Source organism: Acinetobacter brisouii (assembly GCF_008993995.1).
Lineage (GTDB): Bacteria > Pseudomonadota > Gammaproteobacteria > Pseudomonadales > Moraxellaceae > Acinetobacter > Acinetobacter brisouii_A.
The window spans coordinates 36,054-58,464 of record NZ_BKNN01000013.1; the positions used below are offsets into that span (position 1 = coordinate 36,054).

A 22,411-nucleotide genomic window follows, 5' to 3' on the forward strand; every position below is an offset into this window, starting at 1 on the left:
CATTTGAAATCTTTTTTTAAATAAAATACTTAGCTCAATGAACCATGTTTTAATACATCATCAATAAGATTTTAAAATTAGATAAAGTATGCAACTCATTATTTTTATTGGAATTCAGGCATCAGGGAAATCTACATTTTACCAACAATATTTTTATCATACCCATTTGCGTATTAATTTAGGCATGTTGAAAACTCGGCATCGGGAAAAATTGATTTTTGAAGCTTGTCTCGCCTCTAAAACAAAATGTGTGATTGATAACACTAATGTTTCTGCTGAAGATCGTGCTCGATATATCCATCAAGCTAAACAAGCAGGGTTTCAAATCATTGCCTATTATTTTCAAACTTCTCTAGAAGGTGCTTTAACACGCAATCTGCAACGTCAAGGTAAAGCTCTTATTCCTGAAAAAGGCGTGCGAGCCACACATCAACGTTTACAAGCACCTCAGTTGAGTGAAGGATTTGACGAAATTTATCAGGTACAAATCAGCAGCACTGAGGGAAAATTTTCGATTCAGTATCAAGATTAATCATTTTTTTGCAGATTGCGCCATATTTTAAATGCAGCCAACATGGCATTTTGTTCTTCTAAAGTCGTTGCGTATTGTTCCACAAATGAAAAATCACCACGAAAAACAGCAGCCACAATTTGTTTGGCAATCTCCACTATACTTTCTCGTCCCTGTTGCTGATACGCTTGTTGCTGTGCTTGTGTCAGGTGCAAATCCCAGTTATAGGTTGCTGCACTATTATCCACACTGACGCTTAAATAGAGTTGATCTTGATTCTGATATAGTTCCCAAAAATGAGGTTCGATTTCAATAAGTTTCATCATGTTTAACCTGACAGCATAGACTTCTCTTATACCATAAAATAAGACAAATTCAGGCTCGACCTTGGAATAAGCCTTTTAAATTTTACACAATACCGCCTGATTCACCAGTATAGTCAAACCGTTTAATTACCCATACACTCATTAAAGAAACGACTAAAAAGCTGATCTATTGAGTTAACCAACCATTTTTTCCTTTTTACTTTCACCCATGCCCACATTTTTTCAATAGGATTAAGGTCAGGACTATAAGGTGGTAACTAAAGTATTTGATGCCTATGTTGGGTTAATAGATCTTGTATATCTTGTCGTTTATGGGAGACTGCATTGTCCATGACAATTATACTATTCGAGGGTAATTCTGGTCATAAAAACTTATCTACCCACAGACCGTTATAGCTGATTTTTCCTAAAATGTCTGATGCGTAATCGTACAATGTGTATCCTGAATTTCTTCAATAGAACCTTTATTTAACTCAGTTAGATCAAGCTGTGTTGCAAGCAAAATAGCTTCGCCTTGTGAAATAGAGACCATTCCCAGTCCATATTTTTCCATGCTTTCTTTTTGCTGTGTCTGTACATACTGCCACAAGGTTAAAAATGGACTTTGTGCTGCAAGTTGCTGTAAAGAAATACGTTTTGCAATATAGCGATGACCCAAAATTTTCTCAGGTAATGGCTGCCATTGGTCACTGATTTGAGAGCGATACTGTTGCAAGGTTTTATAAACATCTGAACGTAAACAAGATGAATGGATATGCAACTGATCTTGCGTTCGACCAAATTTAGAATTCACGGTAAAAGACAAATAAGCAGGATCAATTTTTTGATTATGCTGTTGGTCTAAAATGTCACGGTGCTGCCACGCCTTTTCAAAATAATTCGGTATATTCATTTGCAACAGCTTTTTATCCTCAATACCACGCACCCTTTGGGTTGGAATAATCAGTGTTTGTACTGGCCCATGAATATCGCGTAACACGATATAATCGGGCTGCATAACCAAACAATCCTTTTTCTTGTCCTGCGGCGTTCCACAACGCTCATGCACAATTTCCCATAAGATATTGCGCTTGTGATCGACATAATTTAATGTTTGGCAACCTGCAATGAATAAGATGACGACACCCAATAGGGTGAATGCAGATTGGCGTAAATTAAAACTCAACAGACAATTCCTCTTTTGCAGGATTTATAGGTCGATATTCACGCTGAACCTGCAATAATTCAGCATAAGTACTATTCCATAATTGCTGATACAGCTGATCTAAACGACGTGCCATTGTGACATCATTTAAAACCAACTCAAGGTTTCGAGAATGATCAAAATATCCACCTTGCCAGTTAGAGGTCCCGACCCAAGCAATCTTTTGATCAATCACCATATATTTGCTATGTACCACCCGAGAAAATGGAATAAAACCGTCTTTGCTTTTTGGAATAGTCACAATTTTGACTTCAACATTTGGCACCAATGCCAAACTTTTTAACCATGCAAGGTCAGGTTGTTTCAGGTTCCAGTTTGAAACCATCAGCTTGATCTGTACCCCTCTTGCTGCCGCTGCACGCAAGCTATTGTCAATCAACCCATAAAATTGACGTTTCCCCGAATCACTATATTGTAACGGCGCATACTGCATCACCTGAATTTCAATTGTATTTTTAGCCTGCTGAATTAATTTTGGAAAAGCTTGTTGCGTGTCAATCGTCTGTTCAGGTGTAACTTCGGCTGGACTTGCAAGCAATGCATGCGCTGCTAAAGGCAAGGGTAATTGGGTATGCTGCTGAATGCGTGGTAACGCTATATTCTGGACAAGACGTTGTTGGTTTTCCCAATCCATCGTGAAAATATCCTGAATCTGCTGAACCGTATTTTTGTCGGTAATACGCAAGCCTGTTTCATGGATATGACGAAGCGCTCGCCAATCAAAATTTTGACTTCCAACAAAGGCCGTTGTTCCATCAACAATAAAATATTTGGCATGGATAATACCATTTTGAATTTTAGCAAAATCCATCTCTTTAAATTCAAGATTCGGAATCGCCTTGATTTGGGCAATTGTTTCTGGATTTGACATCCCAATGCCCTTTTTATCGACCAAAAAGCGAATATGAATCCCTCTTGCCCCTGCCCGATGCAAAGCCGCAATCACATCATCTAAATCTGACTTTGGCTGGCTATAAACATAGAACTGAGCGATATCAATATGTTGCTTTGCTTGATCAAACATTTCACGCCACACAGGTGCAGCACTACGTATATCTGGATTTTCTAATGATGTTTCAACAGGCGGGTTATAAATGAGTTCGAATCCTTGAGATTCGACTTTGGCAAAGACAGAACCAATATTTAGCCCCAATATAGCAAAAGCAGCAAGACGGCATAAATGCCGTCTTGCTTTCATCATGTTAAGCATATTGCTTTTCATCCACGATCTTTACATTTTTGGTTGAGGTTGCTTTTAGGTCTTTGTCCGCATTAATCAATAACACCTTGAACAGCTCTGTAATTTTTTCAATACGGCTACCTAAAAAGTTATTGGCAACAAGTGCAACCAAAGCAATTGCAATCCCTAAACCTGTTGCATACAGCGCAGTTCCCATACCAGCAGAGACTTTACTCGGGTCTGACACACCAGACGCAGCCAAGGCACTAAAAGTGTCAATAATCCCCATAATTGTACCCAACAATCCCAATAAAGGCGCTGCCGTCACAATCGTTTCTAAAATCCAGATCCCACGGTTTAAAAGCCCCTTGCTCTGTAAATATTGCTTTTCTAATAAATCTGTACGTTCTGTTTCTGAACGTGGCACAGATTTTAAGAAAGGCTCAATCATTTGATAAGCGGGATTATTTGCCTTTTTCTCAGACAAGGTATCTAGCTTACTTTTTTCTAAAGCATCATTCACGATACGCGTTTGTTTTAAGGTGTATGTGAAATAAATTGCTCGCTCAACAAAAATAATGCAAAGCAAAATCAAAGAAGCATACATAGCATAGAAAATAATATTATGAATCAATTCAGCGTTCATTTTATCGCCTCCTTAAAATTTTGCAGACAGTGAAGCGACATAAGTACGGTCTTCACCAATAGTGTAATAAGCAGTATTGGTCTGTGTTTTGCTAGCGCCTGCGGCATTGGTATAATTAATTGTGCCTGCCGTAATTGGTGAGCTAATTGCTGCTATATATTCTTTGTTAAAGACGTTATTGATCCCAAATCTGAAGGTTACGTCACTCACTGCTTTGGTATTCACAGGGAAATGGTAGCCCGCAGCCAAGTCAAATACGGTACGTCCACCGATTTGTTCATTGTTGGTCATATCACCATAAAATGAGCTGAGATAACGGCCAGTAAAGTTTCCATAATAACGACCGTCGTCATAGCCTAATGTCGCTGTCAATGCGTTCTTGGATGAACCAGGAACTTGCTTTCCTTCCGTTGGCAAAGAAACACCATAAGCGCGAATATTGTCTTGTTGCTTCGCATCGGTATAACTATAAGATAAATAATAATTAAAGTTATAAGGCAGATTTCCGCTCCACTCGAACTCAACACCTTTGGTTTCGACCTTACCGACATTGATCATTTCATAATCACCATCTACAGTACGGCTCGATAATTGGCGATTTTTATAATTCATATAAAATGCTGTGGCACTAAACAGCATATCTTTTGTTTGGAAGCGATAACCTAGCTCATTGTTCCATGTAATTTCAGGATCTAATGAAAGAGAATCGCCTGAGTTATACAGCACATAGTTCTGTGGCGTACGCATATTTTTCGACAGGTTATAGAAGATTTGGCTTGAATTTCCTAACTTATATTGTGCACTAAAGTTAGGTAACCATTCGTGATAAGTCGCTTCACGCTTTTCTGCTTTTATACCCAAAGCACCACGGTTATCACCCTTGCGCTGTACATATTCATAAGATAAGCCGCCAACCAAATTCAAAGCAGGTGTTACTGTCCATGTGTCTTGCGCCCAGACACGTTGTGCTGGTGTTGTGGTGAATTGATTACGACCTTGGATCACCGTACCATTGGTATCTGTTAGCACATTATTGGCATCATCTGCCCAAACCGTACTAGGCGTGTTATCACCATTAAGCGCAATATAGGGCTGCGTTTGGCGTTGACGTGCTTTTTCATACCAATAACCGAATGTTGCACTATGCTGGTCATTAATATTCCAATTCAGTTTTGTCGTGATTCCAGGACGCCATGTTTGTGTCCAAGAAGGACGCCAATACTTGGTTGCGGCTGAAGAGGATGTCGGAAATCCTGTCAGATTATAATTGCCTGCATTGTTATCATTATTTGCAAGTACATAAGATTGACCATTACCAGCCCCACCATTACCCCAATAATAATAAGGCTGAATCATGAGATTTAGGTTATCTGTTAAAACCAGTTTTTGTGTAAAACTTATGGTTAGGTTTTCAAACGGATTACGTGCAAGCCCATAATATCTACTATTTTTTATATTGGTTGAATAATCTGCCTGATGACCCGTTGTACCCTCTGCATTTTCAGCGGTATCATAATCTTTTTTCGAAATCGTATTATAACTATAATTATTCTGCTTATTATATTTAACAATCAGATTACTACTATTTCCATTATCTGCCTCATATAGAGCAGCCATTTCAAGTTTGTTATTTTTTAAATCTCCCTCCCCCTTCCATTTATCTGCTTCTGTATTTGATGCAGAGATCCATGCACTAAAGTTACCAATTTTTCCTGTTTCTAAACGAACAAATGTTTTATATAAATTATTTGAACCAAAAGTTTGTTCAACATACCCACCCATTTTCTTTTCTGGGCGTTTTGTCGTTAAACCGATATTCCCACCACTCGAACCAATATGTGGGCCATCCGCTTCTGAAGAACCCTGAGTTACAAAAACAGAATCAATATTTTCCGAATCGCCCAAAAGGTTTGGATAAACAGCATAGTTACCCGAGTCATTTACAGGGATCCCATCAGCAGATAAACCAATCTGATCTGCACTCATACCACGCATGGTATAACTTAAACCTGAAATACCAGATGAATCGGTACTGGAAACTTGCAACCCAGGTACATTCTTAATTTTATCTATGGCATTACCAATTCCAGGATCTTTATCCAAAGCTTCTTTTGTGACGGTAGAACGGGCTTTTGGTGTATCTTCTATCACCATTTTACCACCACCTAAAGACTGACCTTTGACATTAATCAACCCAACATCCGTCGTTGTATTTTCATCTTCCGCATAGACTGACATCGTCGAAAGAACTGTAAGAATAGAAATGCATAAGCGTGTCTTTTCGAAAAATTTCATTTTAGTTTTCCTAAATAGCTAAGGTGCTTGATAATTTAGAGTTGCTGTAAATTTCTTAGTATTCGATCCAACAAAAGCATCTGCTGGGAAAGGTGAAATCTTCTGAATACTTTGTAAACTGTTGGTTGCTGCACGATTCAACAACATACTTTTGGCTTTATTTGAGATTCCTGAACTTAATACTTTTCCAGAACGATCAACCTCAAGCCAAACCTCAACACTTCCTTCGGGACGTTCCAAAGATGCTTCTCTACCAGTGGGATAGCGTTTTTGTGCTTCTACAGCACCACGAACTTTTGCCAAATATGACGCTTCAGCTGAAGCAGAACTGACAGATGCAGTAGGCTTTGGCGCGGGTTCAACTTTCTTGGGTTCAGGTTGTACAGCAGGTTTCGGTTCAGACTTAGCTTCCGATTTAAGCTCAGGCTTTGTCGCTTCCGTTTTTGTTTCTGGCTTCGGCTCTGACTTTACATCTTGCTGAGGTTCAGGCTTGGTCTTCTTCTGAACAGGTTGGAGATTATTGACAGGCTTTGGCTTTTGCTCCTCAACCTTTTTAAGTTTAGGTTTTGGCTTAATTTGTTCAATTGCAGCTTCAGGTTCAACGGGTGCTGGAAGCGGTGGTGTAGGAACAACAGGCTGAGGCTCTACGGTTTTAGGCATTGGCTCAGCTGGCTTTGGTTCAGGCAAAGGCTCGGCTAAACTAATTTCGATTGCCTTCTCTTCATATTTTGGCTTTACTTTTAAAATATCTACCGAGCTTAATAGCAATAAGTAAATACCAACCAATAATGCAGGAAACCAACTAATGGCATGCCTGTTCCGATAAATTAGCTCCATATCATTGCTTCCGCGCCGCCAATGAAACAGATGTAAAACCATCTGCACGCAAGCGATCCATGACCTTCACCAACTGTTCAACCTCAACCGATTTATCACTATTAATAATGACTGCGGTTTGTGCACCCTTTTGTTTTTGAGCGATTAGCTGTTGAATCATTTGATCTAAATTAACTTCTTGAGCATCTAACTGAATATGATCAGGAGTTAATGTCACAATTGCTTTATTTTGTGGTTTTAATAATTGTGCAGTCGTTGCAGAAGGTAATTGTGTTTTTAGACCTTGTGAAGGAATAACATTCAAACTGATTAATACAAAAAATACCAATAAGAACATCATTACATCGATCATTGGTATTAATTCTATATGTGGCTTATTCCTTTTTGTATCTTCCCAATAACGCATAAGTATTTTACCGAACCAATTTACTGATTGAGAAAATCATAAAGATGCTTTATTACATTTCGGTTAATATTCCTTCACAATAAAATCATTATATTTATCATTAAAAATAAACTGATTATTATTATGATGTTAATTTTTAATTGAAATAAAAAATTCATAAAATAGTAAAATAAATGTCATATTTAAAATTAGAAAACCGTTTAAACTCAGATTTACACATATATTAATAATTTTTTATTTATCTTATTTTAAGAGCTAATATTTATTCACAATAACCTTTAAATATGGCATAAAAAAGCCACTCTTTCGAGTGGCTTTTTCAATCTCCAACCGCTGCTTATTGCGCGCGGTTTTTGATTTTACGGATAGTTTCAAGCTGAGCAGCAGTTTCTGCAAGTGCAGCCAACGCAGCAGCAGAGTCCAAATCACTTTTTTGGTTCGCAAGCAAATGTTCAGCGTTTTTACGCGCGTCCATAATTGCAGCTTCGTCCAAGTTGTCCGCGCGGATTGCAGTATCTGCAAGAACCGTCACAACGTGAGGTTGAACTTCTAAAACACCACCTGATACATAGACGATTTCTTCTGTACCATTTTCCAACTGAACACGAATCGGGCCAGGTTGGAGTAAAGTTACAAGCGGTGCATGTCCAGGTAAAATACCTAGCTCACCACCTGCACCTTTTGCGATTAACATCGTCACTGCGCCAGAGTAAATCGACTCTTTCACACTTACGACATCACATTGCATAGTCGCCATGAGAATCTCCTAAATTAGAGTAGCTAATTAAAGTTTCTCGGCTTTAGCAATCACTTCGTCAATACCACCAACCATATAGAACGCTTGTTCTGGGATGTGATCGTATTCACCAGCTAATAGACCTTTAAAGCCACGAATCGTTTCTTTAAGTGGTACTAATTTACCAGGAGCACCAGTAAATACTTCAGCTACGTGGAATGGTTGAGAGAAGAAACGTTGGATTTTACGCGCACGGTAAACAACCAATTTATCTTCTTCTGCCAACTCATCCATACCCAAGATTGCGATGATGTCTTTAAGCTCTTTATAGCGTTGCAATACGTTTTGTACTGCGCGCGCAATTTCATAGTGCTCTTGACCAACAACTAATGGGTCTAACTGACGTGAAGTTGAGTCAAGTGGATCGATCGCTGGATAGATACCAGAAGATGCGATGTCACGGCTCAATACTACTGTTGCGTCTAAGTGAGCAAATGTAGTTGCAGGCGATGGGTCTGTTAAGTCATCGGCAGGTACATATACCGCTTGGATCGAAGTAATCGAACCTGACTTAGTCGACGTAATACGCTCTTGAAGAACACCCATTTCTTCTGCAAGTGTAGGTTGGTAACCTACTGCAGATGGCATACGACCTAGAAGTGCAGATACTTCGGTACCAGCTAATGTGTAACGGTAAATGTTGTCAACGAACAACAATACGTCACGGCCTTTACCGTTTTCATCTTTCTCATCACGGAAGTATTCAGCCATAGTCAAACCAGTTAACGCTACGCGTAAACGGTTACCTGGTGGCTCGTTCATCTGACCGTAGACCATTGCTACTTTGTCAAGAACGTTAGAATCTTTCATTTCGTGATAGAAGTCGTTACCTTCACGAGTACGCTCACCAACACCAGCAAACACAGATAAACCTGAGTGTGCTTTCGCGATGTTGTTGATCAATTCCATCATGTTAACGGTTTTACCAACACCAGCACCACCGAATAAACCAACTTTACCACCTTTCGCAAACGGGCAAAGTAAGTCGATGACTTTAATACCAGTTTCTAAAAGGTCAGTAGAAGCTGCTTGTTCAGCATAAGAAGGCGCTTGACGGTGAATCGGCAAACGTTCTTCAGTCGCAACAGGACCTGCTTCATCGATAGGACGACCTAAAACGTCCATGATACGGCCAAGAGTGGCTGTACCAACTGGAACAGAGATCGGTGCGTTTGTGCTAGTTACAGTAAGACCACGTTTAAGACCTTCTGTAGAACCCATTGCGATGGTACGAACAACACCGTCACCAAGTTGTTGCTGAACTTCTAATGTAGTTTCAGTACCATCAACATGGAGAGCGTCATAGATCTTAGGAACGCTAGTGCGTTCAAACTCGACGTCGATAACCGCGCCGATGATCTGAATGATACGACCGCTACTCATTGCTGTCTCCTCAATTCAAACTAATAATGTTAAACGGCAGCGGCACCGCCAACGATCTCGGAAATTTCCTGAGTAATCGCGGCTTGACGCAGCTTGTTGTAAATGAGTTGTAGGTCTTTAATAAGCTGACCTGCGTTATCGGTTGCTGCTTTCATTGCAACCATGCGTGCAGACTGCTCACAGGCAACGTTTTCGATCACGCCCTGATAAACCATAGACTCGATATAGCGAACCAACAAACCATTTAACAATTCTTCTGCTTCTGGTTCGTAGATGTAATCCCAACCATATTGACGGTTGAGGTCATCGCTTTCTTTAGCTGGTGCTAAAGGAACTAGTTGTTCAACTTTAGGCTGTTGTGTCATTGCGTTGACGAAACCATTTGAAACGAGGTAGATACGATCTAATTCGCCTTTATCAAATGCATCAAGCATGATTTGCACTGAGCCAGTTAACTGTTCCAAACTTGGTACATCACCAATTTGAGTGGTTGCACCCAGCACTTTACCGCCGTAACTCTTAAAAAACGAAACCGCTTTTTGACCAATCAAAGCAAATTCAACTTCAATTGACTGCTCTTGTTGTGCTTTGACATGCTGCACAACTTTCTTGAACAAGTTAATGTTCAAGCCACCTGCCAAACCACGATCTGAAGATACAATGATGTAACCAACACGCTTAACTGGGCGGTCCACCATATAACGGTGTTTGTATTCAGGGTTTGCTTGTACCAAGTGAGCAATTACACGGCGCATATTATCGGCATACGGACGGCCCTGAGCCATGCGCTCTTGCGCACGACGCATTTTTGAAGCAGCTACCATTTGCATCGCGCGAGTAATCTTTTGCGTGCTCTTGATACTAGCTACTTTGGCGCGAATTTCTTTTAAATTTGCCATACGCTTAACCTAGTATTCGAAAGCCCTTTCGAGCTTCCGAAGGTTGATCCGTGAACCAAACTTAACTAAAACTGAACTTAGTAAGTTTGAGTCGCTTTAAAGCTTTCAATACCAGCTTTGATTGCTGCTTCGATGTCTTTGTTGTAGTCACCAGTTTCATCGATTTGTTTCATCAACGGAGCATATTCTGAACGGAAGTAAGCAATTAACGCAGCATCAAATGCAACGATTTTCTTAACTTCTACGTCAGCCATATAGCCTTCGTTAGATGCATAAACAGAAACAGCTTGGTCAGCAATTGAGTAAGGAGCATATTGTTTTTGCTTCATTAACTCAGTTACACGTTGACCATGTTCAAGTTGTTTACGAGTTGCTTCGTCAAGGTCAGAAGCGAACTGAGCAAATGCTGCCAATTCACGGTATTGTGCCAAAGCGGTACGGATACCACCAGACAATTTTTTGATGATCTTAGTTTGAGCAGAACCACCAACACGCGATACAGAAATACCCGCGTTCACAGCAGGACGGATACCTGCGTTAAACAACGAAGTTTCAAGGAAGATCTGACCGTCAGTAATCGAAATTACGTTTGTTGGTACGAATGCAGATACGTCACCTGCTTGAGTTTCAATGATTGGCAATGCAGTTAAAGAACCAGTTTTACCAGTTACTGCGCCATTAGTGAATTTCTCAACATAGTCAGCAGATACACGAGAAGCACGCTCAAGAAGACGTGAGTGAAGATAGAATACGTCACCTGGGTATGCTTCACGACCTGGTGGACGACGTAAAAGCAATGAAATTTGACGATACGCAACTGCTTGTTTAGACAAGTCATCATAAATGATCAACGCATCTTCACCGCGGTCACGGAAGTATTCACCCATTGTACAGCCAGAGTACGGAGCCAAATACTGCATTGCAGCAGGATCAGCAGCCGCAGCAGCGACAACAGTGGTGTACGCCATAGCGCCAGTTTCTTCTAGCTTGCGTACAACGTTAGCGATAGTCGATTGTTTTTGACCAATTGCTACATATACACATTTAATGCCAGAGTTTTTCTGAGCGATGATCGCATCGATCGCCATTGCTGTTTTACCAGTTTGACGGTCACCAATAATCAACTCACGCTGACCACGACCAACAGGGATCATGGTATCAACTGATTTATAACCAGTTTGAACAGGTTCGTCGACAGACTGACGCCAAATTACACCTGGTGCTACTTTTTCAACAGCATCAGTTAGTTTTGCATCAATAGGGCCTTTACCATCAATTGGGTTACCCAAAGCGTCTACGACACGGCCAAGAAGTTCAGGACCAACTGGAACTTCTAATACACGACCTGTACAACGCGCTTTTTGACCTTCTTGCAGGCTTAGGTAGTTACCTAAAACAACGGCACCCACTGAATCCTGTTCTAGGTTCAGTGCCATACCAAATAAGCCGCCGTCAAATTCGATCATTTCACCGTACATTGCATCAGCAAGACCGTGAATACGCACGATACCGTCAGACACCATTACAATGGTGCCTTCATTTTTAGCGGTCGCGCTGGTGTCCAGATCGCTGATACGCTGTTTAATGAGCGCACTGATCTCGGATGGATTCAGTTGTTGCATTGCGCTATTCCTCAATCTTTTATTAGTTCAGTCTTTTTGCTTTAGGCAAGAAGACGAGTCCGCATTTTTTCAAGCTTGTTAAGCGCAGAGTCATCTATCACTTGATCGCCTGCACGAATCACAACTCCTGCAATGAGCGCAGGATTTACTTCAACAGAAACATTAACTGCTGCGTTAAAACGTTTTTCTAACGCATGTGCAAGCAACTGTTCCTGAACAGAAGTTAACGGGAATGCCGATTCAATTACGACATCAACCGTGTTGTTATTCTGTGATTTAAGCTGTTCATATTCTGCTGCAATTTCAGGAAGCAACGCCAAACGGTCGTTTTCCGCAAGCAATGTCAAAAAATTTGACACAGCTTGCGTTTGTTGCTCACCTAAAACTTTAGCAAAAAGCTCTACTTGCTCCACAGGAGTAAGCTCAGGGCGATTTAAATAAGCGGAAAATGCTTCGTCTTGCACCGCAGCACTGAGCACTTGTAACGCATTCGACCAATTGTCAGTTGCACCTTGCTCAGAAGCGTAAGCAAATGCTGCTTTGGCGTACGGGCGTGCCAACGTCAAGAGTTCAGCCATATTTCCCTCGCTTAAAGTTTAGCAGCCAGCTGAGTCAGCATGGCATTGTGAGCTTCTGCGTCAACTTGCTGGTTCAGGATTTTTTCTGCACCAGTAACTGCAAGAGCAGCAACTTGTTGACGTAATTCTTCGCGAGCAGAATTGATTTCTGTATCAACAGCTTCTTTCGCTTGTTGACGAATACGCTCACCTTCAGCAGATGCTTGGGTACGCGCTTCTTCGACCAATTGCGCACCACGACGGTTCGCTTGTTCGATCAATTGAGCCGCTTGTGCTTTTGCTGCATCTAACTCTGCCTTAACTTGTGCTTGCGCATCAGCAAGGTCAGCTTTAGCTTTTTCAGCAGCATTTAAGCCATCAGCGATTTTACGCTGACGCTCACTAATCGCATTGATTAGTGGTGGCCAAACAAACTTCATGCAGAATGCGACAAAAATCGCAAATGCAATCGCTTGGCCAATCAATGTTGCGTTAATATCCATTACTATTCCTCAAAGTTCTATGGGTTTAGAAATGAAGCTATTAACCTACAAATGGATTAGCGAAGATGAAGAACAAGCCAATACCAACACCGATCATAGGCACAGCATCAAGAAGACCTGCGATTAAGAACATACGAGTTTGAAGTTGTGGAGCCAATTCTGGTTGACGAGCAACAGCTTCCAAGAAGCGGCCACCTAAAAGACCAAAACCAATCGCAGTACCCAAAGCACCGAAAGCGATTAAGATAGCAGATGCAATTGCAACTAGACCTAATACCATGAAAAAATTCCTCAGAGGTTAGTTATACCAAACTAAAATATAAAAATTCGCCTAACTGCACATGACAATTAGGCAATACCATTAATGTTTTTCGCTTGCCATGCTCAAGTAAACGATGGTCAGCATCATAAAGATAAATGCTTGCAACGTAATTACGAGAATGTGGAAGATCGCCCAAGGCACAGACAATGCCCATTGAATCCAGAACGGTAATAATGCGATCAAGATGAAGATTAACTCACCTGCATACATGTTACCAAATAGTCGTAGAGCCAATGAAACTGGTCGTGCAAGGAAGGTCACTAATTCCAAAATTAAGTTAACAGGAATTAGACACGCTTTTGCAATCGGGTTACTTGGGTTAAATGGATTGAGCGCTAATTCGCCAACAAAACCACCAATCCCTTTCTCACGAATACTATAGAACAAGATGAGAGCGAAGACAGACAATGACATACCAAGGGTAATGTTAGGATCTGTAGACGGAACGATCTTAAAGTAAACGTGATGAGGGTCCATACCAAATACGCTTGCACCAATGTGTTGAGCCAAATACGGAATCCAGTCAACAGGAATCAAGTCCATTAAATTCATGAGGAAAATCCACATGAAAATGGTCAGTGAAAGTGGTGCGATTAAACGAGATTTACCATGGAAGGTATCGCGAACGCTTGAGTCAACAAACTCGATAACCATTTCGATTGCTGCTTGGAATTTGGTAGGCACGCCAGAATTGGCAGCTTTCGCAACACTCCAGAAAAGCAAACAGAAAATGATACCAAGGCCAATTGACCAACCCATTGAGTCCAAGTGAATAGCAGAAAAACCCATATCATGAGCTTCTTTCGCATTCTCAGCCAATTTCCATGTACCGTCTGGCATTTTACCATAGGTCAAATTGGTCAAGTGATGCTTAATATACTCTGTCGAAGTAAGGGCATGTTCTTCAGCAGCCATAAATCACACCTGGTCAATGTCAATTACTAAAAAGAGTAGGTGAATATCGCACGCTGCTAGATATCTCACCTTGCTCTATATATTCAATTTCTTATGCGCCTATACTCGTTTTTGTTGACGTGATACCCACCAAGGAGCAACCCACGACATGGCTTGAACGAGAATAAAACCACAAAACAACGCCACCGATGACAACGGCTTGACATTGCTTAAAATCAAAATCAGTCCAACGATCACAATAGCAAACTTACCCATCATGCCTCGATACATATTTGAAAGCACTTGTTTCGAGGCACGTGCTCCTGCAACTCGGAAAGATTGCCAAGCAAAATAGCAATGTGCCAACCAACAAACCAGTCCACCTAAGGCGATACTTTTGGCTACCACACTATCTTTCAGCACCCAAGCAATCAAAGTTGCAACAGGTATCGTCAATGCTTGCAAGAAGACCAAAGCTTTCGCCAATCGTCGGTCAATCATGCGACTTGGTCGGCTCATTAATCTCTACTCACAGCATAAAAGCTTGACAAGTTAACCTGATGATCGTTTTTAATCGGTGGCATTATAGAGTCCCCCCCCTAAACATGCAATCTTTTCCCGACTTAAGACGTACGATTTTGAAATAATCTGTCGTTTTTTAATTTTCTATTAAGATTCTCTTGATCTGATTATTTTCGCATATTTCTTGCACAATTCTGGATATTTTTAGCCAAATCAGTCCAACCTGAAATGAAGTTATTTTCACCGATCATACTTTCGTCTACTGCTTGAAAACGGAAAGGTTGTAACTTTTGATATTGATTATTGGCCTGACCCTCTGCAAGTAAGCACATCTGCGGATATGGTCGATGATCATTAAGGTACTTGATTTGTGTGACAGTTGCAGGAATATGTGGATCTGTACTCAACGCTCCTGCAAGTCGTAAATTGAGTGGGCGCTCTAAATACTGATAGGCATCATGATATGACCAGTACTGGATTGTATTTTTATATGCGCCAACCTGTTTACTTTTAATCAGAAGTTGTTGAGCAAAGTTTTTAGCATTCGCCCAATATTCGGTTTTATACTCAGGATGCTGCTTAGAACGTAATGCCGCAATAAAAAAACCGATTCGCACAGCGTTATTTGGATCTAGCCAAACATGTGTATCTACAGTATTTGCGATTGGTTGACCTTCTACATCACGCATTGGCAATGTAGCCAAAACACCCGAATTTAACAGTGAAATAGCATTTGGATTATGTCCTAGCAGTTTATCCAATGGTGCTTCATGCGCTTTACCTAGCCACAAAACCAATTCAGCATCTTGAATAGCTTTACGATTGGCAGGAGTCAGTTGTACATCATGTCCAGATTGATTGCCTAATAATAAAGTTGGCGTTTCTACACCTTTGGTCACTTCTTTAGCGATGAGGTATAATGGATGAATCGATACAACCAACCCCTGTGCCCATAAACTGCCACTCATGCAGAGTAAGACACACATTGCAAAAAAACGCGCCATCATGTTCAAACGATCTCTATATAGCATCACTTCGGATTGAGTGTTACACTATAACACTAAAAATAGTGATATTGTTATAAAAGAGTTAACTTATTCTGTTTTGAAGCACCATAGGTAAGATATTTATGAGTTCATGTTCGCATTCGCACGCTAATAGCTTACACGAGGTACATGACCACGGTGATATTCATTCTCGCCTAGAGCAGGCGGAAGCGCTATGTCTTGCAACAGGTGCACGCCTCACTCCCTTACGCAAAGAAGTTCTTAGTTTAATTTTGAATGCTTCAGGGCCAATAGGTGCATATGATATTTTGGCAAAAATTAAAAATACTTCTGACAAGCCAGCTGCTCCACCTACTGTTTACCGTAGTTTAGATTTTTTATTGGATAAAGGCTTAATCCATCGTTTAAGTTCAATTAATGCCTTTATTCCATGCTGCCACCCACGTGAGGGGCATCAAGCTGCTTTTTTAATTTGTGTGAGCTGCAAAGCCGTGAAAGAAGCGTCTGCCGATGCCTTAATGGCTCACCTCAATTCACTTGCTCATTCTGATGAGTTCAGTATTCATCACACTATCATTGAAATTTCAGGAAAATGCCAACAGTGCACACAACGTCACTAACGCCTGCCCTGATTTCATTACAGAAAATTTATGTTCGTATTGAAGAACGTGAGATCTTAAAGCAGGTCGACTTTGAGCTGCATGCTAATGAAATCGTGACGCTAATTGGTCCAAATGGCGCAGGAAAATCGACCCTCATCAAAGTGTTGTTAGGCATTATGAAGCCAACATCAGGAAAAGTGCTTAAAGATCGCAGTTTAAAATTTTCCTATGTCCCACAAAAGTTCAATCCGTCTCACAGTCTACCACTTCGTGTACGGGATTTACTTGCGCTCGAACGCTGTGACGAAAGCACTAAACAGCAAATTATTGCTGAAACAGGTATTGAAAAACTGCAAGAGGCTAAGGTTCAACAACTCTCTGGTGGGGAGCGACAGCGTGTTCTTTTAGCCCGAGCATTATTACGAAAACCACAGGTTTTAGTTCTCGATGAACCTATGCAGGGTTTAGATATCCAATCTGAAGCAGAACTGTATGAATATGTCCGCAGTTTACCTGAACGCTATGGCTGTGCTGTGGTGATGGTATCTCATGACTTGCAATGGGTGATGCAAGGGACACATCGTGTTGTTTGTCTGAACAAACACATCTGCTGTAGTGGATCTCCAGAAAATGTCCAGCAGCATCCTGAATATCAAGCCATATTTGGGACACAACGCGTCTTCTATCAACATCATCATGATCACTGTGCTCATGGCGATAGCCCAACGGCAAGCTGTGAACATGATCATCGACCACATATTCACCCTGAACCGGAAGCTTAACCCATGACAGAATGGCTACAACTTTTACTCCCTGCATGGGTGATGGGTGCTTTACTCATTATTTTGACTGCTCCACTCGGCTGCCTAATGCTATGGCGGCGAATGTCATTTTTTGCAGACACCATGTCACATGGTACTTTGCTTGGCGTTGCTGTTGCGGGTGTATTACAGCTTCCTATGTGGGTGGGTGTTGCAGGTTTAGCATTATTACTGGTGTGTATTTTATGGATTTTGCATGATCGGCGTTTACCCAATGACGCACTGCTCGCACTTTGTGCAGCTACATTGCTTTGTTCAGGTTTAATGCTGATCCAGAATTTACCTGCTTTACGTCCAGAACTTCTGAGCTATCTTTTTGGGGATTTACTCACGATTAGCTGGTCAGATCTACCTATCTTTGCGGTCATTATTGTGATTGCTGTTGGAATTTTATGGAAATTCTGGTCAGCACAGATTCAGATTGCAATTGACCCCGATATTGCAATCAGCGAAGGGGTAAATGCCAAACTGCAACGCTTTATCTTTATGCTACTGTTGGCGCTCTTCACTGTATTGGCTCTGCGTGCTGTAGGATCACTGTTGATGGGTGCTTTACTGGTGATTCCTGCCTTAGCGGCACGCTTACTGGCACACTCTCCAAAGCAAATGGTGATTTATGCGTTTATCATCGGTCAAATTGCACTAGGCGTTGGTCTATGGGTCAGTGCTTTACTCGACATTGCAAGTGGTTTAAGCATTGTTCTCACCATGTCGAGTATTTTCTTTGCACTTTTTTGTCTACAGAAAATCCGTAGCACCTTATAAAAATGGGTTCTCTATTTCTTGCTCGGGTTGCCGTTCTATGTGCTCGGGCAGATTTTCCTGCTGCTGTAAAACTTCAACGACTTGATTTATTAAAGCCTGTAAAGCTTTGGCCGCGGCTAAACCTTGCTGATCTTTGGTAATTTGCAGATTGCCATACAAATTGATGCAGTCTAGTTGATTTTCTAGCGTTAAATCATAAATTGCAGAGGATGATTGTTCATCGGCAAAAGGTTTAAACATCTTCAACTCCTGATTTTAAGACTTAAATAACTTTAAAAGAAATTCTAGCAACACTTCAAACAACTTTTTTAGCCAGTTTTCTCCTTCTTGCTGTACAGTTTTTTCCACATTTTGGGTGACTTGATCTGTGGTTTGCTGTACCGCTTGATCAAATGATTGCTGCAATGAACGCAAATCTGCCGTCGTACCTGACGGCTCAGCACATTGACTCTTTTGGTCTGTTTTCAATAATTTTGGTAGAGCATTCGCTTGAAGATCTGTTGTACTCAAAGGTAAATCATAAATTTTACGTTTTACATTAACTGATAATTTTGGAAATAAATTTAAGCCCGTTTGCTGTTCAATTTCACAAACACTAACTACTTCAACCTGTTGGGAGTTATTGTTCGGGGCATAATATGCACCAATCACACCTGTTTTTGGCATGTAAACTGCCTTAAACACAGCACTTGGTACAATCACTTTCCCCTTACCAATCGTCTTTAAGCGCTGCCCTGTAAAGATAGGACCTGTCACTACATACACATCTTGCTTGTGTTTTTTGACCAATCCCCGTGTTGCTTCTTCAAGTTTACGCCAAATTTCTTGATTATTCTTTGGTGCTTGCGGCACCATATTGGCTAAAGAGAAACTATCATATTGTGAAGATTTATCAGGCATATCTGCATTTGGCGACATATGCCCGCGGTCATAACCTGAAGCGCGATAATCAGCTAAAGTGGCACGAAATTGCTCAGGGACTTGTTGTTCTTCATGAAACTGGTCTTCACGTTTAATCTTCTGACTCAGTCGTGTTGCCGTTAGTCGCTCAGCACTCCACAGCGGAGTTTTGGAAACACCTGAATACATCACATTAAAACCATTAAAACACAATGGGAAGCTATTTTTCTGCAAACTCGATTTGACTGAAATTGGTGGTGTTTGTTGATAAAACTGAGAAAGACATGAATCTTGTGCAAAGGTTACCCCTGCGGCTGTAGTTGCCCCCACGAGAATAAGCCATTGAAAATGACGGTGAAGAAATGCAGTCATGTCGTTTTATCCTTGAACACTTAAAAAAGCTGCTTAGCAAGCTTATTTTAGAAAGTATATGCTGTAAATTTCAAATACCCAAAGCATAAAGATGCTTTGTTTTTCTCAGACTTTTTTTGCGTAACAGTTTGTTGTGGTTATACATTACTTTTACTTCTAATTTACTGATATTCCGTACACTTAGTTGCGAAGCAAACTAATCTATGGGATGGTGTTTGAGGTAAAACTCACACAATTTTTTTAATATTGGAGTTCAAATATGCGTAATATTGCGATGGGTGTTGGCTTATTTATGGGGATGTTTACTGTAACAGCAACCTTTGCAGAGCCTGCTGTACAACCAGGTGAAACCTTAGAAAGCTTATCTCAGGTAAAAGTAAGTACCACGGTCAATGGTCAACCAGGTTCGTTGGCTGACTTAATGAGCAGTGGTAAATTTACAGCAGTTGCAACACCTCAACCAACTCAGCCCATGGCGTCAGACAATACTGCACCAGCAGCAACTCCTGAAAGCCCAGCTCCAGCAATGACACCAGCGCCATAAGCTTAATAATTCCGATAAAAAAACCAAGGTCTTCACCTTGGTTTTTTTAGGCTTAAATTTCGATTTGCCCACCTAATTCAACCACACGATTGGTTGGAATCTGATAGAAATCGCTCACAGGACTGGTATTACGTTGCATAGAAATAAATAAACGTTCACGCCATGGTGACATACCATCCCCAACTTTATGTACAACGCGATCACGAGAAATAAAGAAGCTGATATGCATCAAATCATACTCAAAGCCGAGCTGTTCATAAGCCTGTTTTAAATCACGCGGAACATTAGGTTCATCTTTAAAACCATAAAACAATTGCATACGATAAAAACGCTCATTGAGTGTTTCAACCTGAATCCGTTCTTCTTGGGTCACATACGGAACATCTTGTACCATCACAGTAATAAGAATATTACGTTCATGTAATACCTTATTGTGCTTAATGTTATGCAACATCGCATGTGGAACAACGTTTGGTGTACCTGTTAAAAATACCGCATCGCCCTGTACCCAATGTACAGCATCTGACCCAACACTTTTTACAAACAAATCAATTGGTAGTGTGTCATGTTGCAATTTGGCAAACATCAATTCACGACCACGTTTCCATGTCATTAAAATACCAAACGCCATACCACCAATCAGTAATGGTACCCAACCTCCTGAAAGAATTTTAAGAGAGGTCGCTGCAACCAAAATGATATCGAGCAATAAAAATGGGGTGATCACCAACAGTAATTTGAAAGTATTCCACTTCCAAGCATAATAAATGAACACGCCAATTAATAAGGTGTCACATAACATGGTTAAGGTGACTGCCAAACCATAAGCACTTGCCAAGTTAGAACTGGTTTTAAAAATCATGATCAACACAATAATTGCTGCCAACAATAACCAGTTTAGAAAAGGTACATAAATCTGCCCTTCTTCAGACTCAGAGGTATGTTTAATACTTAAACGCGGCAAATACCCCAATTGAATTGCTTGTCGTGCCAATGAAAACACACCTGAGATGACAGCCTGAGATGCGATCACAGCTGCAATAGCCGCTAGAACAATGGTCGGATATAACGCCCAAGAAGGCACGAGTAAAAAGAACGGATTTTCAATCGCATTTGCATCACGTAGCAGTAAGGCACCTTGCCCCGCATAGTTTAAGATTAAACATGGTAGAACGACACCAAACCATGCTAAACGAATCGGTTTTGGTCCAAAATGTCCCATATCTGCATATAGTGCTTCCCCACCTGTAACTGTTAGAACAACAGCGCCCATGATAAAAAAAGACATCGTTGGGTGGGTAAAGATAAAATGAATAGCCCAATATGGATTAATCATTCCAAGAACTAAAGGGGTTTTCGCCACACTAATAATGCCAAACACGCCAATAGTAAGAAACCATAATAAAGTGAGTGGACCAAAAAATTTTCCAACAAATGCAGTACCATGTTTTTGTACACAAAACAGGGTAATGACAATAGTAATAGCGATCGGCAGAATGTATGGATCAAATACATTTGTAGCAATAGATAAACCTTCAATTGCTGAGAGTACCGAAACTGCTGGGGTGATAATACCATCCCCAAAAAATAGAGATGCACCAACAAAACCAATCGCAATCAGGTAGATTTTCTTATTTTCAGCAATTTTAGCCTTACGCAAGTTTAAGGCGAGCAATGCCATGATGCCGCCTTCACCGTTGTTATCAACACGCATCACGATAGCAACATATTTAATGCTGATAATCAGCATCAAACACCAAAAAATAATCGATAAAATACCCAAGACATTTGCTGGAGTTATTCCCAGCCCATGCGCAGCATGAAAAGATTCTTTTAACGCATAAAGTGGACTGGTACCAATATCACCAAAGACCACGCCAAGTGCTGCAAGGGTAATTGCAGACAGTCTTGTTTTTTGGGTCATGTTTTGCATTGCATAATTAAACCAAGATGATTTTTAGTGCAATGTTAGCATTTAAATAAAAAATTTTCCGTAAAGTGCTGATTAAATCTTGGCAGCCTGAGTTTTTTTAGTTACTATCGCACGCCTTGGTGAGGTGTCCGAGTGGCTGAAGGAGCACGCCTGGAAAGTGTGTATACGTTTACGCGTATCGAGGGTTCGAATCCCTCTCTCACCGCCAAATTTGATTTCTACGGGACTGTACCGTAGTGCGAAAGGCTTAAATCTAAAGGGTTTAAGCCTTTTTTTACGCCTGTACACTACGGCGCAGTCTAGTAGTATCCCGACATTGTTGTCGGTACTTTTGACGGTATCTCATTAAAAACGACTATTAATGAGTAATGCCAATCAGTTAAGCTGATTGGCATTTTTTCTTTGGATATTTTGCAGGTTTTCCTTTAACTACTCTCGGACACAGCCTATGCCTTTTTTCAGGTAATACATACATTTTTGAACTTTCTAATAAATGCTCTAAATGTCTAGGCAAATTACCTGCCGACTCTAAAGGCGTATGCCTCAATATATTGATAATACTCA

24 protein-coding genes, 1 tRNA gene and 3 pseudogenes are annotated in these 22,411 nt (G+C 40.7%); 6 read left to right on the plus strand and 22 right to left on the minus strand.

Annotation, left to right across the window (positions count from 1 at the left end):
* Window positions 1-88 precede the first annotated feature (88 nt).
* Window positions 89-532, plus strand: coding sequence for an ATP-binding protein (locus GBN19_RS05300; RefSeq protein ID WP_151777424.1), 444 nt, complete (start codon window positions 89-91; stop codon window positions 530-532).
* Here the strand turns inward: GBN19_RS05300 and GBN19_RS05305 are convergent.
* The 18 genes and pseudogenes from GBN19_RS05305 to GBN19_RS05390 form a co-directional block, all read right to left on the minus strand.
* Window positions 529-837: a hypothetical protein gene (locus GBN19_RS05305; protein WP_228271214.1), complete on the minus strand. Its 309-nt coding sequence runs from the start codon at window positions 835-837 to the stop codon at window positions 529-531. The two genes, GBN19_RS05300 and GBN19_RS05305, sit on opposite strands and share 4 nt — an antisense overlap.
* Window positions 838-959: 122 nt before the next feature.
* Window positions 960-1,082 (minus strand): annotated as a pseudogene (locus GBN19_RS16345) (hypothetical protein); the annotation flags it as partial.
* A gap of 161 nt (window positions 1,083-1,243) precedes the next feature.
* Window positions 1,244-2,002, minus strand: a complete 759-nt coding sequence (locus tag GBN19_RS05315; protein WP_171494438.1) for a CDP-diacylglycerol diphosphatase — start codon at window positions 2,000-2,002, stop codon at window positions 1,244-1,246.
* On the minus strand, window positions 1,992-3,242 hold the full coding sequence (locus GBN19_RS05320; protein WP_228271215.1) for a phospholipase D-like domain-containing protein: 1,251 nt from the start codon (window positions 3,240-3,242) through the stop codon (window positions 1,992-1,994). The genes GBN19_RS05315 and GBN19_RS05320 overlap by 11 nt, the downstream gene beginning before the upstream one ends.
* A 1-nt stretch (window position 3,243) precedes the next feature.
* Entirely contained in the window at window positions 3,244-3,867 is a 624-nt protein-coding gene (locus GBN19_RS05325; RefSeq protein ID WP_151777427.1) for a MotA/TolQ/ExbB proton channel family protein, read from the minus strand.
* Window positions 3,868-3,879: 12 nt separating this feature from the next.
* On the minus strand, window positions 3,880-6,162 hold the full coding sequence (locus GBN19_RS05330; protein WP_151777428.1) for a TonB-dependent receptor family protein: 2,283 nt from the start codon (window positions 6,160-6,162) through the stop codon (window positions 3,880-3,882).
* Between the two features lie 18 nt (window positions 6,163-6,180).
* Complete coding sequence (locus GBN19_RS16220; protein WP_151777429.1) at window positions 6,181-6,999, minus strand: energy transducer TonB; 819 nt, start codon at window positions 6,997-6,999, stop codon at window positions 6,181-6,183.
* Window position 7,000: 1 nt separating this feature from the next.
* A complete protein-coding gene (locus GBN19_RS05340; RefSeq protein WP_151777430.1) occupies window positions 7,001-7,405 on the minus strand; it encodes an ExbD/TolR family protein in 405 nt (134 codons plus the stop codon).
* Window positions 7,406-7,742: 337 nt separating this feature from the next.
* Window positions 7,743-8,162 (minus strand): F0F1 ATP synthase subunit epsilon, encoded by a 420-nt coding sequence (locus GBN19_RS05345; protein WP_151777431.1) that lies wholly within the window; start codon window positions 8,160-8,162, stop codon window positions 7,743-7,745.
* 27 nt (window positions 8,163-8,189) lie between these two features.
* Window positions 8,190-9,584: a F0F1 ATP synthase subunit beta gene (gene atpD, locus GBN19_RS05350; protein WP_151777432.1), complete on the minus strand. Its 1,395-nt coding sequence runs from the start codon at window positions 9,582-9,584 to the stop codon at window positions 8,190-8,192.
* A gap of 29 nt (window positions 9,585-9,613) precedes the next feature.
* Window positions 9,614-10,483 carry a F0F1 ATP synthase subunit gamma gene (atpG, locus tag GBN19_RS05355; RefSeq protein ID WP_151777433.1) on the minus strand — a complete coding sequence of 290 codons (870 nt, stop codon included), beginning with the start codon at window positions 10,481-10,483 and terminating at the stop codon, window positions 9,614-9,616.
* A gap of 77 nt (window positions 10,484-10,560) precedes the next feature.
* A complete protein-coding gene (gene atpA, locus GBN19_RS05360) occupies window positions 10,561-12,105 on the minus strand; it encodes a F0F1 ATP synthase subunit alpha (protein ID WP_151777434.1) in 1,545 nt (514 codons plus the stop codon).
* A gap of 41 nt (window positions 12,106-12,146) precedes the next feature.
* The gene (locus tag GBN19_RS05365) at window positions 12,147-12,683 is read right to left on the minus strand and encodes a F0F1 ATP synthase subunit delta (protein WP_151708420.1); all 537 of its coding nucleotides are present in this window, start codon (window positions 12,681-12,683) and stop codon (window positions 12,147-12,149) included.
* Window positions 12,684-12,694: 11 nt separating this feature from the next.
* Entirely contained in the window at window positions 12,695-13,165 is a 471-nt protein-coding gene (locus GBN19_RS05370) for a F0F1 ATP synthase subunit B (protein ID WP_151777435.1), read from the minus strand.
* Window positions 13,166-13,205: 40 nt separating this feature from the next.
* On the minus strand, window positions 13,206-13,445 hold the full coding sequence (gene atpE / locus GBN19_RS05375; RefSeq protein WP_111894935.1) for a F0F1 ATP synthase subunit C: 240 nt from the start codon (window positions 13,443-13,445) through the stop codon (window positions 13,206-13,208).
* A gap of 81 nt (window positions 13,446-13,526) precedes the next feature.
* The gene (atpB, locus tag GBN19_RS05380) at window positions 13,527-14,402 is read right to left on the minus strand and encodes a F0F1 ATP synthase subunit A (protein WP_151708418.1); all 876 of its coding nucleotides are present in this window, start codon (window positions 14,400-14,402) and stop codon (window positions 13,527-13,529) included.
* Between the two features lie 99 nt (window positions 14,403-14,501).
* The gene (locus GBN19_RS05385; RefSeq protein ID WP_151708417.1) at window positions 14,502-14,900 is read right to left on the minus strand and encodes an ATP synthase subunit I; all 399 of its coding nucleotides are present in this window, start codon (window positions 14,898-14,900) and stop codon (window positions 14,502-14,504) included.
* 170 nt (window positions 14,901-15,070) lie between these two features.
* Window positions 15,071-15,907 carry a metal ABC transporter solute-binding protein, Zn/Mn family gene (locus GBN19_RS05390; protein WP_375707854.1) on the minus strand — a complete coding sequence of 279 codons (837 nt, stop codon included), beginning with the start codon at window positions 15,905-15,907 and terminating at the stop codon, window positions 15,071-15,073.
* Window positions 15,908-16,032: 125 nt separating this feature from the next.
* Between GBN19_RS05390 and GBN19_RS05395 the strand changes: the two genes are divergently transcribed.
* From GBN19_RS05395 to znuB, 3 genes are read left to right on the plus strand one after another with little or no spacing between them, the layout of a single operon-like run.
* Window positions 16,033-16,530: a transcriptional repressor gene (locus GBN19_RS05395; RefSeq protein ID WP_151708415.1), complete on the plus strand. Its 498-nt coding sequence runs from the start codon at window positions 16,033-16,035 to the stop codon at window positions 16,528-16,530.
* On the plus strand, window positions 16,503-17,294 hold the full coding sequence (gene znuC, locus GBN19_RS05400; protein ID WP_151777437.1) for a zinc ABC transporter ATP-binding protein ZnuC: 792 nt from the start codon (window positions 16,503-16,505) through the stop codon (window positions 17,292-17,294). Before GBN19_RS05395 ends, znuC begins: the two co-directional genes overlap by 28 nt.
* Before the next feature lie 3 nt (window positions 17,295-17,297).
* Window positions 17,298-18,098, plus strand: a complete 801-nt coding sequence (gene znuB, locus GBN19_RS05405; RefSeq protein WP_151777438.1) for a zinc ABC transporter permease subunit ZnuB — start codon at window positions 17,298-17,300, stop codon at window positions 18,096-18,098.
* Here the strand turns inward: znuB and GBN19_RS05410 are convergent.
* Window positions 18,093-18,338: a hypothetical protein gene (locus GBN19_RS05410; RefSeq protein ID WP_151708412.1), complete on the minus strand. Its 246-nt coding sequence runs from the start codon at window positions 18,336-18,338 to the stop codon at window positions 18,093-18,095. The genes znuB and GBN19_RS05410 overlap by 6 nt on opposite strands.
* A 15-nt stretch (window positions 18,339-18,353) precedes the next feature.
* Complete coding sequence (locus GBN19_RS05415; protein ID WP_151777439.1) at window positions 18,354-19,370, minus strand: DNA/RNA non-specific endonuclease; 1,017 nt, start codon at window positions 19,368-19,370, stop codon at window positions 18,354-18,356.
* A gap of 259 nt (window positions 19,371-19,629) precedes the next feature.
* Here GBN19_RS05415 and GBN19_RS16075 point away from each other — a divergent pair.
* A pseudogene (locus tag GBN19_RS16075) lies at window positions 19,630-19,804 on the plus strand (hypothetical protein); the annotation flags it as partial.
* 162 nt (window positions 19,805-19,966) lie between these two features.
* On the opposite strand, the gene GBN19_RS05425 reads toward GBN19_RS16075, so the two are convergent.
* On the minus strand, window positions 19,967-21,847 hold the full coding sequence (locus GBN19_RS05425) for a potassium transporter Kup (RefSeq protein WP_151708409.1): 1,881 nt from the start codon (window positions 21,845-21,847) through the stop codon (window positions 19,967-19,969).
* A 118-nt stretch (window positions 21,848-21,965) separates the two neighbouring features.
* Here GBN19_RS05425 and GBN19_RS05430 point away from each other — a divergent pair.
* Window positions 21,966-22,055, plus strand: a tRNA-Ser gene (locus GBN19_RS05430).
* Between the two features lie 171 nt (window positions 22,056-22,226).
* Here GBN19_RS05430 and GBN19_RS15895 read toward each other — a convergent pair.
* Window positions 22,227-22,411, minus strand: a pseudogene (locus tag GBN19_RS15895) (IS4 family transposase); the annotation flags it as partial.

Coding starts and splice junctions, on each gene's coding strand:
- GBN19_RS05300 (WP_151777424.1), top strand. CDS start 89: ATGCAACTCATTATTTTTATTGGAATTCAGGCATCAGGGAAATCTACA.
- GBN19_RS05305 (WP_228271214.1), bottom strand. CDS start 837: ATGATGAAACTTATTGAAATCGAACCTCATTTTTGGGAACTATATCAG.
- GBN19_RS05320 (WP_228271215.1), bottom strand. CDS start 3,242: ATGATGAAAGCAAGACGGCATTTATGCCGTCTTGCTGCTTTTGCTATA.
- GBN19_RS05325 (WP_151777427.1), bottom strand. CDS start 3,867: ATGAACGCTGAATTGATTCATAATATTATTTTCTATGCTATGTATGCT.
- GBN19_RS05330 (WP_151777428.1), bottom strand. CDS start 6,162: ATGAAATTTTTCGAAAAGACACGCTTATGCATTTCTATTCTTACAGTT.
- GBN19_RS16220 (WP_151777429.1), bottom strand. CDS start 6,999: ATGGAGCTAATTTATCGGAACAGGCATGCCATTAGTTGGTTTCCTGCA.
- GBN19_RS05340 (WP_151777430.1), bottom strand. CDS start 7,405: ATGCGTTATTGGGAAGATACAAAAAGGAATAAGCCACATATAGAATTA.
- GBN19_RS05345 (WP_151777431.1), bottom strand. CDS start 8,162: ATGGCGACTATGCAATGTGATGTCGTAAGTGTGAAAGAGTCGATTTAC.
- atpD (WP_151777432.1), bottom strand. CDS start 9,584: ATGAGTAGCGGTCGTATCATTCAGATCATCGGCGCGGTTATCGACGTC.
- atpG (WP_151777433.1), bottom strand. CDS start 10,483: ATGGCAAATTTAAAAGAAATTCGCGCCAAAGTAGCTAGTATCAAGAGC.
- atpA (WP_151777434.1), bottom strand. CDS start 12,105: ATGCAACAACTGAATCCATCCGAGATCAGTGCGCTCATTAAACAGCGT.
- GBN19_RS05365 (WP_151708420.1), bottom strand. CDS start 12,683: ATGGCTGAACTCTTGACGTTGGCACGCCCGTACGCCAAAGCAGCATTT.
- GBN19_RS05370 (WP_151777435.1), bottom strand. CDS start 13,165: ATGGATATTAACGCAACATTGATTGGCCAAGCGATTGCATTTGCGATT.
- atpE (WP_111894935.1), bottom strand. CDS start 13,445: ATGGTATTAGGTCTAGTTGCAATTGCATCTGCTATCTTAATCGCTTTC.
- atpB (WP_151708418.1), bottom strand. CDS start 14,402: ATGGCTGCTGAAGAACATGCCCTTACTTCGACAGAGTATATTAAGCAT.
- GBN19_RS05385 (WP_151708417.1), bottom strand. CDS start 14,900: ATGAGCCGACCAAGTCGCATGATTGACCGACGATTGGCGAAAGCTTTG.
- GBN19_RS05390 (WP_375707854.1), bottom strand. CDS start 15,907: ATGGCGCGTTTTTTTGCAATGTGTGTCTTACTCTGCATGAGTGGCAGT.
- GBN19_RS05395 (WP_151708415.1), top strand. CDS start 16,033: ATGAGTTCATGTTCGCATTCGCACGCTAATAGCTTACACGAGGTACAT.
- znuC (WP_151777437.1), top strand. CDS start 16,503: ATGCCAACAGTGCACACAACGTCACTAACGCCTGCCCTGATTTCATTA.
- znuB (WP_151777438.1), top strand. CDS start 17,298: ATGACAGAATGGCTACAACTTTTACTCCCTGCATGGGTGATGGGTGCT.
- GBN19_RS05410 (WP_151708412.1), bottom strand. CDS start 18,338: ATGTTTAAACCTTTTGCCGATGAACAATCATCCTCTGCAATTTATGAT.
- GBN19_RS05415 (WP_151777439.1), bottom strand. CDS start 19,370: ATGACTGCATTTCTTCACCGTCATTTTCAATGGCTTATTCTCGTGGGG.
- GBN19_RS05425 (WP_151708409.1), bottom strand. CDS start 21,847: ATGCAAAACATGACCCAAAAAACAAGACTGTCTGCAATTACCCTTGCA.